This is a genomic window from Lysobacter antibioticus, from assembly GCF_000731095.1.
Taxonomy (GTDB): domain Bacteria; phylum Pseudomonadota; class Gammaproteobacteria; order Xanthomonadales; family Xanthomonadaceae; genus Lysobacter; species Lysobacter antibioticus_B.
Map to the genome: position 1 here is coordinate 60,235 of NZ_JMTZ01000003.1, position 12,362 is coordinate 72,596.

The following is a 12,362-nucleotide window of genomic DNA, read 5'->3' on the forward strand; positions in this document are numbered from 1 at the left end:
GGAACGCCGTCATGCTCGAACCCACCACGCATCCCTTGAGCGATCTCGGCCCGCAGTCGCCGGCGCAATGGCAAGCCGCGCCGCTGCTGTTCGAGCACCGCCTGCACCTCGACCCGCGTTTCAGCCGCGAGGCCATCGCCCGCACCATCGAGCGTTATCCGCGCCGTCATTACTCGATCGTGCACATGGGCGAACAAGGCGCGAACGGCAAGCGGGTCTGGCGCGAAGGCGAGTTCGGCGGGCTCGACGGCGAGCGCGTACTGGAAGCGATCGAACGCGGCCGCCTGTGGCTGAACCTGCGCAACGGCCAGGACCTGGAACCGCACTGCCTCGAAGTGCTGATGGGCCTATTCGGCGAAGCCGGCACGCTGGCGCCGCCGCTGTCGAGTTACGACCACCGCATGGGCTTGCTGGTGTCCTCGCCCGGCGCGCAGGTGTATTACCACGCCGACCTGCCCGGCCAGGGCCTGTTGCAGTTGCACGGCCGCAAACGCATCTACGTCTATCCGCCGCGCCTGCCGTTCCTGAGTGCAGAAGGCCTGGAAAACATCGCCCTGAGCCAGCTCGAAGTCGGCCTGCACTACGACCCGGCCTTCGATGCGCAAGCCGCGGTGTTCGACCTGGAACCCGGGCAAGGCCTGTTCTGGCCGCTCAACTCGCCGCACAGGATCGAGAACCACGACTGCCTCAACATCTCCATGACCCTGGAGTACTGGACCGAGGAGATCCGCCGCAATCACATGATCAACCTCGCCAACGCCATCCTGCGCCGGCATCTGGGCTACACGCCGCATACGCGCAAACTCAGCGGGCCTTCGTTTTATGCCAAGGCCGCACTGCAGGCGGCGTGGCGCCGCAGCGGGCGCCTGGATGCCTTGCGGCGTACGGCGCGGCCGGTCGATTTCCGGCTCGATGCCGAAGTGCCCGGCCGCATCGTCGATCTGGCGGAGCCGGCACGGTGACGGCGAGTGCGCAGGCGATCGGTCGGGCGAGGCAAGACTATGTCGCGACGATCGAGACCGATGTGGCGACCGCCCTACAGCGCTGGCGCGAATGGATCGACGACGGCGCCTCGACCACCGTGTTCCAGAGCGAGCGTTGGCTGTCGGCCTGGTACGCCACCCTCGGTGCGCAGACCGGGCGCAAGCCCTTGCTGGCGAGCATCGCGCGGCGCCGCGACGGATGCGTGCTGATGGCCCTGCCCCTGGTCGCCGAACATCGCGGCGGCCTGCAGCGGATCGGGCTCGCCGATCTCGGCGTCAGCGACTATGCCGCACCGCTGCTGATGCCCGCTTGCCCCGACGATGCGCCGCAAGTCCGCGCGATGTTCGCCGCCCTGCGCAAGGCCTTGCCGCACGCCGATCTGCTGGCGATCGAGAAAATGCCCGAAACGGTCGGCGCGCGCGCCAACCCGTTGCTGCATCTGCCCGGCGTGCGCGCATCGGCCTTGTTCGGCAACCCGGCCACGGTCGGCGACGACTTCGACGCCTGGCGCTTCAGCCGCGAGAAAACCCATCGCAAGGAACTGGAACGCTCCTGGCGGGTGTTCACCCGTCACCCGGAGGCACGTTTCGAGCAAGTGTCCGACGCCGTCCAGGCGCAGCGGGTCATGGACGCATTGGAACAACAGCAACGCAGCGCGATCTCCGGCAAGGGCTGGGCCTATATCCTCGATGAGCCCGGCTATCGCGATTTCTACCGCAAGCTGGTCGACGACGGCCTCGCCTGCGGCGAGGTGGTGCTGACCGCGCTGATGGCCGGCGACGAAGTCGTGGCCGCCCTGCTCGGCCTGCGTCGCGGCGGCGAGTACGCGATGATCCGCATCGGCAGCGCCGCCGGCGAATGGCGCAGTTGCTCGCCCGGGCGCCTGATCATCGAACGCACCATGGCCGCCCTGCATGCGCAGGGCGTGCGCCGTTTCGATTTCACCATCGGCGACTACGCCTACAAGAAAGGCTTCATGCCCGAGCAACTGGACTTGTTCGATCTGGCCGTGCCGCTGTCATGGAAGGGCCGTCCGCATACCCTGTGGATCGGGCTTCGCCATCGCCTCAGGCAATGGTCGCACGCGCATCCGCGCCTGCACCGCGGGCTGGCGCAAGCGCGCGATGCCTGGACGCGCGCCCGCGCCGGGCGCAAGGCTGCGTCTTAAGCCGAACCGGTCGGGGCGATCCGCGCGAACAAGGCGAGGTATTCCTCGACGCTGCGTTCGACGGTGAACTCCAGGGCCCGCCGCGTCGCTTCGGCCTGATCGCCCGGGCGTTGCAAGCGGCTTTCGATGGCCGCGGTCATCGCCGAAACGTCGCCGACCGCGACCAGGGCGCCATAACGGCCGTCGCCGAGAATCTCGCGCGGGCCGACCGGGCAGTCGCTGCTGATCACCGGCGTGCCGCAAGCCATCGCCTCGATCAATACGTTGCCGAAACCTTCGAACAACGAAGCCAGCACGAACACGCGCGCCTGCCGCATATAGGCATAGGGATTGGCGCGCTGGCCGAGCAGGCGCACCCGCCGGCCCAGCCCGAGTTCGTCGATCAAGGCCTGCAAGGCCGACCGCTCCGGTCCTTCGCCGATGATCGCCAGGCGTGTCTGCATCGGCATGCGCACGCCGGCGAAGGCGCGGATCAGGCCGGCGAAATTCTTCTCCGGGCTCAGGCGCCCGACCGACAGCACCAGCGGGGCGGCATCGACGCCGAACCAGGGGTCGTCGACCGCCTGATGGGCGAGCGAGTTCCAGTCGCGGCGCAACACCGGGTTGGGAATGACTTCCAGCCGAGCCCGCGTGCCCTTGGCCAGGCGCGGCGCGAAGTCGTCGCGCACGCCCCGCGAGACCGCGACCACCGCGTCGGCGAGGCGATAAGCCCAGGGCATCAGGCGCAGGGTCGCGCGATAACGCGCAGAAGGATCGAGCTGCCGCATCGACGACACCGGCGCGTGCTCGGTGAGCACGACCCGGGTCGCCCCGCCCGCCCATCGCGCCGCGACCGCAGCGACGATATTGCTATGAGTCAGGGCGGATACCAGGACGTCGGGACGGCGCCGGCGCAACAGCCGAGCCAGCCGGGTCGCCGCCGACAAGGTGCGATCGGCGTCGAGCGAGATCAGCTCGATATCGCCGGCCAGCGCCCTCGCCTCGGTGTCGCCGCGATGGACGACGAAGGCCACCTCCATGCCGCGCGTGCGCAGGCCCTGGGCCAGGCGCAGCAGCGAGATCTCGGCGCCGCCGACCTTGAGCTGGGGCAGATACAGCAGCGCGGTGCGCATGCGCGAGGCGCCGGCAGCGTGCGGGCTCATTCGCCGGCCCCGTCCGGCGAGCGCCAACCGCGGCAGCGCAGCTTGCGGCCGAGCTCGTGCAGATTGAACACGTAACGTTTGCCGTCGACGAGCGTGCGTTCGCCCCAGGACGACACGGTGTGCAAGCCATGCGGATTCGGCCCGCGCGGATCGGGACGGCAACGGCGTACCACCTGTTCGCGATAGCGCCGCGGCGTACACACCTCGATGCGGTTGATCGCGATGGCCGCACCGTAGCCCGCGCTGCAGTCCTGCGCCGGCCGATACAGCGCGCCTTGGTGCAAGAACGGCGTGCCGGCCGGGCGCGAGCTGCAATGATCGAGCTTGACCGGATGCAGCGCATGCGGATGCCACGGCCCGCTCAGGTCTTCGGCGTAACTCAGGCACAGATTGTCGAAGGCGCCCAGGCCGAGATCGGTATAGGCCAGCCAGAACAGGCCCTCGTGCCGAAACAAGCTGGCATCGGCGGCGGCGACACCGTCCAGCAACACCGCCACCGGCCGCCATTCGCCGTCGGCCTCGATCCGGTACAGCTCGCAACGGCGGTTCGCCGAGGTTTCCGGGATCGCGTACAGGCCGCCGTCGTGCTCGAACAGATACGGATAGGACAGATGCATCGGCAACTGCAGCCGCGCCGGCCCGGCCCGGACGATGCGGTCGCCGCGATCGAGTTCGATCGCCTCGATGCGGCCGAGTCCGTCGCGATAGTCGTAGACCTCGCAGTACAGACGGTGGCGGTCGCCGGGAATGCCGAAAGGATCGGCGCGGTAGTGGGTCGAGCCGCGTCGGCCGAGCCAGCGGATCTTCGAGGCCAGCGGCGTCTGGATCAGCTCGTGGATCGGCGCATCGATCACTCCGATCATCCAGCTTTCGCTGAGCCAACGCGCCACCAGCCGGCGCCGCCAGGCCAAGGCCCTGCCGCGCAAGCCGCGCACCGCTCGCCGCAACGGCGTCGGCGCAGGCTGCGGTGCGAATGCCGCCGTCGTGGGCAGTGCCGCGCCGACGATCAGTTCCTGCACCGCGCCGCGCAGCAGGGTCGCCACTTCGCCATAGATGCGCTCGAACGAACGCGGATAGTCCGGGTCGGCGAAAAAGCGTACGGCATCGAGCACGCTGGCGCCGTCGCGCACCAGCAACAGTTCCCCGCCGAGACCGGCGCTGATCGCCGCGTGACAGGGCCAGGCCGCGGCGAGATGGATGCCCTGCGCATCCAGCGGCTGCCACACGCCATGCCGACTGGCGGCGCGCCAGGCCTGCCATTGATCGCCCGCAGCCGAATCGATGCCGGCCAGGTCGATCACCGCGTCCCAGCACGAATCGCCGGGCGATTGCAGGTCCGCCGACGGTGCCGGCGTCTCGGCGAGCATCGCGGTCGCGCGTTCGAGCCGGCTCCAATCGGGCCGATAACAATCCGCCACGCGGACACGGCGCACGTCGACCTGCACGCCGGGAATGCTGCCGAGGGCGGCGCGCGCCAGCTTCTGCCAGGCGCGATGACGATCCGCCGGCAGCAGCACCGCGATCCGCAACCTTGCCGCAGCCTGGGCGGAGTCGGCTTCGAGCGGGTCCGGGCGCCGATTGACCGGACGGCCCGCCGACTCGCTCGCCGGCCTGGATTCAGAGTCGATCATGCAAGGCGCGTGGCAGATGAGAGCGATGTTTGTTGAGGATGGAGCCGAACACCTGGGCGTTGACCGCGGCGAGATCGTCGAGCAGCTTGCGGATCGCCGAAGCGCGCGTGACCTCGGCTTCGACCACCACGATCACGCCGCTGGCGCGGGCCGCTGCGACCAGGCCGAACGCCGGCTTGGCGTCGACCACGATCTCGTCGAAGCGCTCGCACAGACCGCTCCACACCGAGGCGTCTTCGATCGCCGCGTAATTGTCCTGATAGCCACGGGCGTCGCTGGACAGCCGGGCATGGGTGACATCGCCGTTCGCATCGTCGTCGTAAGCGGCCGTAATCGAAGCGCCGGCGCGATCCAGCGCTTCCTCGACCAGGCAGGGCCAGGCGCGCTCGCGGTCGAGGTCGTCGGACAACAGCAGGACCTTGCGCTTGCGCAGGCGTGCCGAGGCTTCGGCGTAGGCCCGCGCCAGCGAGCTGACGCCCTCGCCCGGGCGCGCGGCGATGAATTGCACGATGCGCCGGCCGCCGCCCGCCATCTGCGCATCGAGGCGCTGCACCAGGCCGGCCATGCGTTGCTGGGGCTGCGCAAACAAGGGCTCGGCATCGAAGGACATGGACGAGCACTCCCTGGGATTTCCATCGGTATCGACGCCGAGCGCAGCCGCGCCCAAGGTTTCGCGTACGTCGCCGCTGTCGCAGGCCAGGCGCAGCACCCGCCACAGGAACCGACCGCCGCCGAGCACGTAGCGACGCCATAACCGGCGCGGCTCCTTGAGCAATCGGTACAGCCATTCCAGGCCGATGCGCCGCAGCCATCGCGGTGCGCGAGGGAAACGTCCGGCCATGAAATCGAGGATCGCGCCGCCGTTGACGATCAGCGCCGGCTGTTCGAGTTCGCCGGCCAGGCGCGCGGCGATGCGTTCCTGGCGCGGCATGCCCATGCCGAGAATCACCAGGTCCGGACGCGCGGCGGCGATGGTCGCCACGCAACGGTCCTCGCCGCCGAAGCCGTCGATCGAGCAGACCACGTCCAGGCCCTGCTCGCGCAGTCGCTGCACGGCGCGTTCCAGATACGGCTGGTCGGTGCCCGCCACCGCGACGCGTCGGCCGGCAAAGGCCGCGACCAGTTGCGGAATCAGGTCGGTGCCGTTCATGTTCAAGCCCGGTGCGCGCGCGAGCAGGCGCAGGCAAGCGGCCATGCCGACCCCGTCGCGCAGCAACAGCTCGCTGCGCAGCAAATCCTCGCAAAAGGCCGGATCGGTCCAGGCCAGATTGAAGGCGTGCTGGTTGAGGAACGACACCACGGTGGTGCGCTTGGGCCGGCGCAGTTCGTCGATCAAGCGCCGCTGCCGGCGCGAGTCGGCGACGATGTCGAGACGATCGAGCAATGCCCGGATGCGCGGCATCGCCGCGACGGAGTCGTGTTTGTCTGTCATGCGAAGGCGCCTTCCGCGCGTAATTCTTCATAGACCGCGGCGACCTCGCGGGCCATCGCCAGGTCGGAGTAGCGTTCGCGCTGGCGTTGCAGGCCGATCCGCGCCATCGCCTGGGCGCGCCGCGGTTGCTCGATCAAGCTGGCCACGGCGTAGGCGAAAGCGCCGGCATCGCCTGGCTCTACCAACAGGCCGGCGCGGCCGTTGCCCAACACTTCCGGAATGCCTTCGTTGTCGGTGGCGACCACCGGCAGCCCGACCGCGAGCGCTTCGATCAAGACCATCGGCAGGCCTTCGCCGTACAGGCTCGGCAAGGCGAACAGATCGATCCGCGCCAGCTCGGCGCCGATGTCGCGGGTAAAACCGGTCCAGACGATGTGCTCGGCCACGCCCTGGGCCTTGGCGTACGCCAGCACCTGCTGCCGGTAGGCCTCGCTCTCGAAACCGCCGACCGCGCGCAAGCTCACCGGCCGGCCGGCGGCGCGCAAACTCGCCAAGGCCTCGATCAAGACCTCGATGCCCTTGCGCGGGCGGAACAAGGCGACCATGCCGAGTACCCATTGCGATTCCGGCGGCCGCCACTCGCGCGCCTCGGCGACCGCCGGCACGCCGTTGGCGACGGTGCGGATCAGACCGTCCTCGTAACCGATCCGGCGCAAATAGTCGCGGGTGCTGTCGGAGACCGCGATCAGACGGTCGGCGCGCCGCAGGCTGAAGTGCTGGATCGCGCTGTTGATGCGGTTGCGCACGGCGCTCTCGGTGTCGCGGTCGGTGCGGCTGTGGACGTGGTGCACCATCGGCTTGGCGGCGCGGTGGGCGGCGAAACGGCCGATCAGCGCCGAGCGCGCGGTATGCGTATGCAGCAGGTCGTAGCCGCCCTCGCGCAACAGCCGCGCCACCTCGCGGGCCGGCTTGAAATCCAGGCGCGAACGCATCGGCACGGTCGTCAACGCGCTGCCGCTCGATTCGCGCACCCGTTCGAAGGCGCCGGCCTTTAGGCAGGCGAAATCGACCTGCCAGCCGAACCTGGGCAATTGCTGGGCGAGCAGATCCTGCACGCGTTCGGCGCCGGCGTAATGCTCGCCGTTGATCAAGTACAAGGCCCGGCCCGGGCGCGGCGTTGCGTTGACGATGCCGCTCATGCGCGGACTCCGATACGTGAGAATGCTTGCCGCGGCGCGATGCGGCGTTCGGCTGCGGCAGCGTGTGCGCCGAGCGCGCGATAACCGGCGACGCCGCACAGCACCGCGAACAACAAGGTCAGGGCGCTGGTCTTGGAGGCCAACGAGTTGGTGGTCGAGGCGGTGACGAGAAACACCAGCAAGGTCCAGCGGCCCCCGCTGCCGGCGCGTCGCCACAGCAGCCACAGCGCGCAGAGCAGGCCGAGCGCGAACACGGCGAAACCGAACACGCCCAGTTGCAGCAGCATGAACAGCCAGAAATTCTCGATCGCCTCCAGGTTGGCGCTGAGACCGACCCGCGCCGAAACCGCGTGGATCTGCGCCGGCGAGATCCCGAACAAGACATCGAAGCGGTCGAGATGATCGAAGACGCTGAAGATGCGCAGGCGCACCGTGGCGCTGTCGTCCAGGTACAGTCCCTCGAAGATGCGCGCGCCCAAGCCGCTGCGCCAGACCAGGGCCATCGCCATCGGCAAGGCCAACAGCACCGTGATCGACGCGCCGACGACGTGCAGATAGCCATAGCGCCCGGCACGCAGGCCGTGCAACGCACCCCAAGCGGTATAAGCCAGCAAGGCCAGCGTGGTCAGCACGAAACTGGTGCGTCCGCCGAAGGCGAGCAAGGCCAGCACCAGGAACGCGATCAGCGAGGCGCGCCACAGCGGCGACATCGGCCGGTCGAGCGAGGCCAACAGGACGATGCTGGTGATCAGCGCGTTCTCGAGCGGATGGCCCAGCAACGCGGTGGCGCGGAATTTGTCCTCGATAACCGGTACGCCGCCGGCGACCGTATACGGCACCAGGTGATGTTGCACGACGGCTTCGGCCAGGCCGAGCGCGGCATTGGCGATCGCCACGATCAGGATCAGGCGGAACAGGCCGCGCAGTTGCGCGGCGTCCAGGCGCAGCAGGATCAGGGCGATCGCCGCCGGCATCATCAAGGTGTCGATGAAGAAGGCCGAACCGGAGGCGCCGTAACGCAGCAGCGAATAGACGAAGCCCGACAGCATCGCGAGCAGGTACAGGCCCAGCAGAGGCTGCCCGGCGAGGCGGCGCAGCAAGGCGGCGAGCGGATTGCCCTGCCCGGCCAGCGACAAGGCCAGCGCGATCGTCAGCAGATAGCTGCCGGGATGCAGCTTGAACACGAAGCTGCCATAGGGCGCGTCGTAAGGAATGCCCAGCACCGTCAACAAGGCCGGCGACAGGCACAGGTAGGCCAGCAGGCTCAGGACCAGGAACACGCGGCTGGCACGGTCGAAGGCGCTTCCTTGGCCGTCGTACGCCTTCATCGTGCGCGCCGGCCCTGTTCCAACCGGCCCTGCTCCAGCCTGCCCAGTCCCAGTGCGCGCAACGCCGGCGCTTCGAGCTCGCCGCGCTCGCGGCCTTCGGTGTTGCTGCCGCTGGCGATGCCGAAATCGTCGGCATAGTTCCACAGCGACCAGCCCCAGCCGTTGCTCTCGGCGAGGGCCCGCACGTCGCCGATCCAGGCATAGCGCGACGCCGGGTCGACGCCGTCGCGGATCACCCCGAACTCGCCGCAATGCACGCGCACTCCGTGCTCGCGCGCCCAGGCCGTCAGCGGCCGCCATTGCGCGGCGATGCGCCGGCGGTTCCAACCGCTCCGGAAATACTCGGCGAGCTCGTCGGTGGCGCGTTCGGCCGCAACCTTGCCGTCGCTGCGCGGCAGCTTGAGCCGCGCCTGCAGCGCCGGATAGCGCACGCCGCGCCAGTGTCCGGCGGTGGTCCAACGGTCGCCTTGCATCCAGCTCGCACCCTGGTGGGTGAAGATGTAAGGCAGGTAGTAATGGAAGCTGTAGATCAGGTTCGGATCGTCGAGCGGATCGAGTTCGACCAGGCCTTCCAGGCTGCCGCCCTTGCGGCCGCTGACGATCAGCGCATGCGCCGGCAACACCTCGCGCACCGCGCCGACCAGGCGCTGCTGATAACGGCTCCACAGATAGCCGCCGGCGATACCGTAATAGCCCGGTTCGTTGAAGAGCTCGAAGACGACCCGCTTGGTCGGCGTGCGCTTGAGCTCGCCGGCCAGGGTTCGCCACATCGCGATATAGCCGTCCGACCACTGCGACTCGGCTTCGATCGCCTGCTTGGTCTGCTCGTTCGGATGCAGGTCGACGATCACGTCGAGCCTCGCCTCCAGCGCCGCGTCGACCGCGCTGCGCAAGCGCGCCAGCCCGCTCAGCTGGGGCCCGCGCTGCGGCGCCCAACCCAGCGCGACCGGATCGACCGGCAGGCGCACGTGGTCGAAGCCGGCCTCGTGCAGCTTGCGCAGCTCCTGCGCCGTCACCGGCGGCCCGCCGCTGGCTTCGAGCCAACGGCTCAGGTTGATGCCGCGTTGCAGCGACTGAGCATTCGTCGCCGTGGCGATCATCAGCCCGACCACCAGACATGCGAGACGGAACGCCCGTCCCGGGGCCGTATGGCGGTGTCGATGCCGCGTCGGCGCGCTCGCCGCGCTCATCCGCGTTCCACCATGGGCACGGTCGCCAGCACCGGCAGGCCGAAGCTGCGTTCCAGCTTCTCCGGCGAAAGGAAGCTCGAACGCAGCGCTTCCGACAGGAAGGCGACGATCAGGGCCACGCCGAGGCTGAGAAAGAAGCCGATCGCCAGGATCGGCAAGCGCACGCTCTTGGGTTTGAGCGGCCAGCTCGCGGCCTGCAACACGCTGACGCTGGTGCGCTGTTTCCGGTCGCGCGCCTCGGCGATGCGCGCGCTTTCGAGCTTGCGCGCGTAGTTGGCGTAGCTGTCTTCGAGCAGTTTCTGCTCGCGGGCGAGGCCGGCGAATTCGGATTGCTGGCGGGTCAGTTCGGCGGCGCGGCGTTTGAGCTGGTCCAGGCGTTCCTGCAAGGCTTTGCGGCTGCCGGCGAGCGCGGACTCGTCCGAGGTCGCGCGCAGCAGATCCAGTTCGGCGGCTTCGCGCACCGGGTTGCGCCCGGTGCGTACCGTGGTCGGCGGCGTGCGGCGCTGCTGTTGGATGAAGGACTCGGCCTTGGACACGTCCTTGCGCGCATTCACCACCAGCGGATTGTCGTCGAGATAGCGCGAACTCAGCCCCTGCTCTTTCAACTGCAGGTCGAGCAACTGGCGCGGGATCTGCGGGTCGCCGAGGGTTTCGCTGAACTGGACCAGGTTGGCCGGGGTCTTGCTGGCGATCTGCTTGAGGGTCTTGGCGCGCGCATTGGCGGTGCCGGCCTGCTGGCTGGTCTCGTTGAGGCGGGTTTCCAGGTCGTTGCCCTGCTGCACCATCAGGCCGAGCTGCTGCTCGTAATTGACGATGCCGTGCGCCTGCTTGAACTCGGCCAGGCGCTTCTCCGCATCTTTCAAGCGCAGCTCGACCCCTGCGACCTGGCCTTCGAGGAAACGCACCTGGTCGTCGGAGAAGATCGCGCGGCGGCGGTCGAGATAGGTCGCGACCAGGGTGCGCAGCGCCGACTGGGCGATGGCCGGGTCGGGATGGGTGAAGCGCAACTGGATCACCGTCGCGCCCTTGAGCAATTGCGCGTCGAGATTCTCGCGGAACAGTTCGACCGCCTGGTCGAGCTTCGGCCGGCGCGCGTCGTCTTTCTGCTGGGCGATCGAGGGATACAAGCGTCCCATCCCGATCCGCACGACCACTTCGCGGATCAGATCGCGGCTGGCCAGGATTTCGTTCTCGGCGCTCAGCGCTTCGCTGCGGTCGAACATCAGCGGCGTGGCGCCGCCGCTGCCGTTGCCTTCGGAGGTGTCGGCGACGTAGACGTATTCATGCCCGAGCCGGACCAGGAGGCTGGCATCGGAGACGTAACGCGTGGTCGGCAGCAAGGAGGCGATCAGCACCAGGGCGAAGCTGATCGCGAACGCGAGCCCGATCCGGCGCCGGTCCCTGAAGGCGGTGCCGAGCAACTCGCGCAGCGAAAACGCCGAGGAAGGCCGCGAATGGGATGGGACTGCGAAGGCGTCCTGCGGTGCGCTGTCCATTCAGTAGCCCGAGCGATTGTCGTTGAGGTCGTAGGAGAAGCCGACGTTCACCGGCAGGTTCCGGCGGATGTACTGGTCGATCCACTTGTTCAGGCGCGACACGTGCGAGGGCACCGCCAACACCACGTCGAAGGGCTGCAGCAGCGGGTCGTTGGCGGCGTCGGCGCCCTGGCGGGACTGCGAGGCGACATCGACCCGGATCACTTGGGCGCGGCCGTCGTCGCCGCGGCGCAGGATCACCACGCGGTTCGCTGCGGCGGTGTCGCGCAGGCCCTGGGCGACGATCAAGGCCCGCATCACCGTCAGCGACGGCAACAGCGGCTGTGCACCGGGACGCCCGACTTCGCCGCCGACGAAGACCTGCTGGCGGGCGAAGCCCTTCTCCACTTCCACCGACACCTCCGGCTGGCGCAGGCTGCCGGCATAAGCCCGTTTGAGCGCCACGGCGAGTTCGGCCGGAGTGAGATCAGCGGCCGGCACTTCGCCGACCAGTTGCAGGTGGATGCGGCCGTCGGGCCGCACCGTCACGTTCTCGTTGAGCTCGGGCACATAGAAGAACTTGAGCGCGAGTTCGTCGCCCGGCGCGATGCGGTAGGCGGCCGAGTTCGATGCTGCGCCCGGCGAGGACACGGTGCCGGGCGTTGCGTGCTCGGCGACTTGCGCGGCCGCCGACAGCGGCAGAATCAGCAACAACAGCGCAAGACACACCCGATGAAACCCCAACACCGGCCGCGATAGTGTGTAACGAAGCACATCTGCATACGCCACGACGGCCTGCATCCCTGCCCTGTTTCCGTGTTCGATCGGCGCTGGTCGGCCGGTCTTCCGGAAGCGTTTGCTCATGCCTTTAAT

Annotated in this window: 10 protein-coding genes; 2 read left to right on the forward strand and 8 right to left on the reverse strand. The window is 68.6% G+C overall.

Features of this window, described 5'->3' with window-relative positions:
• Nucleotides 1-11 precede the first annotated feature (11 nt).
• Both EX88_RS0100935 and EX88_RS0100940 read left to right on the forward strand, forming a co-directional pair.
• Nucleotides 12-962 (forward strand): hypothetical protein, encoded by a 951-nt coding sequence (locus tag EX88_RS0100935; RefSeq protein WP_051884281.1) that lies wholly within the window; start codon nt 12-14, stop codon nt 960-962.
• A 62-nt stretch (nt 963-1,024) separates the two neighbouring features.
• Complete coding sequence (locus tag EX88_RS0100940) at nt 1,025-2,152, forward strand: GNAT family N-acetyltransferase (protein WP_152566011.1); 1,128 nt, start codon at nt 1,025-1,027, stop codon at nt 2,150-2,152.
• On the opposite strand, the gene EX88_RS26390 is transcribed toward EX88_RS0100940, so the two are convergent.
• The 8 genes from EX88_RS26390 to EX88_RS0100980 all read right to left on the reverse strand — a co-directional run bounded on the left by EX88_RS26390 (nt 2,149) and on the right by EX88_RS0100980 (nt 12,278).
• Nucleotides 2,149-3,294 carry a glycosyltransferase gene (locus EX88_RS26390; RefSeq protein ID WP_051884283.1) on the reverse strand — a complete coding sequence of 382 codons (1,146 nt, stop codon included), beginning with the start codon at nt 3,292-3,294 and terminating at the stop codon, nt 2,149-2,151. The two genes, EX88_RS0100940 and EX88_RS26390, sit on opposite strands and share 4 nt — an antisense overlap.
• Nucleotides 3,291-4,925: a glucosamine inositolphosphorylceramide transferase family protein gene (locus tag EX88_RS23350; protein ID WP_152566012.1), complete on the reverse strand. Its 1,635-nt coding sequence runs from the start codon at nt 4,923-4,925 to the stop codon at nt 3,291-3,293. The genes EX88_RS26390 and EX88_RS23350 overlap by 4 nt, the downstream gene beginning before the upstream one ends.
• Nucleotides 4,912-6,357, reverse strand: a complete 1,446-nt coding sequence (locus EX88_RS26725; RefSeq protein ID WP_200875781.1) for a WecB/TagA/CpsF family glycosyltransferase — start codon at nt 6,355-6,357, stop codon at nt 4,912-4,914. The genes EX88_RS23350 and EX88_RS26725 overlap by 14 nt, the downstream gene beginning before the upstream one ends.
• Entirely contained in the window at nt 6,354-7,496 is a 1,143-nt protein-coding gene (locus EX88_RS0100960) for a glycosyltransferase (protein WP_051884285.1), read from the reverse strand. The genes EX88_RS26725 and EX88_RS0100960 overlap by 4 nt, the downstream gene beginning before the upstream one ends.
• On the reverse strand, nt 7,493-8,824 hold the full coding sequence (locus EX88_RS0100965) for a VpsF family polysaccharide biosynthesis protein (protein ID WP_031370160.1): 1,332 nt from the start codon (nt 8,822-8,824) through the stop codon (nt 7,493-7,495). Before EX88_RS0100965 ends, EX88_RS0100960 begins: the two co-directional genes overlap by 4 nt.
• Complete coding sequence (locus EX88_RS0100970; protein ID WP_031370161.1) at nt 8,821-9,924, reverse strand: glycoside hydrolase family 5 protein; 1,104 nt, start codon at nt 9,922-9,924, stop codon at nt 8,821-8,823. Before EX88_RS0100970 ends, EX88_RS0100965 begins: the two co-directional genes overlap by 4 nt.
• A gap of 86 nt (nt 9,925-10,010) precedes the next feature.
• On the reverse strand, nt 10,011-11,510 hold the full coding sequence (locus EX88_RS0100975; protein WP_031370162.1) for a GumC family protein: 1,500 nt from the start codon (nt 11,508-11,510) through the stop codon (nt 10,011-10,013).
• Complete coding sequence (locus tag EX88_RS0100980) at nt 11,511-12,278, reverse strand: polysaccharide biosynthesis/export family protein (protein WP_161786056.1); 768 nt, start codon at nt 12,276-12,278, stop codon at nt 11,511-11,513.
• Nucleotides 12,279-12,362 lie beyond the last annotated feature (84 nt).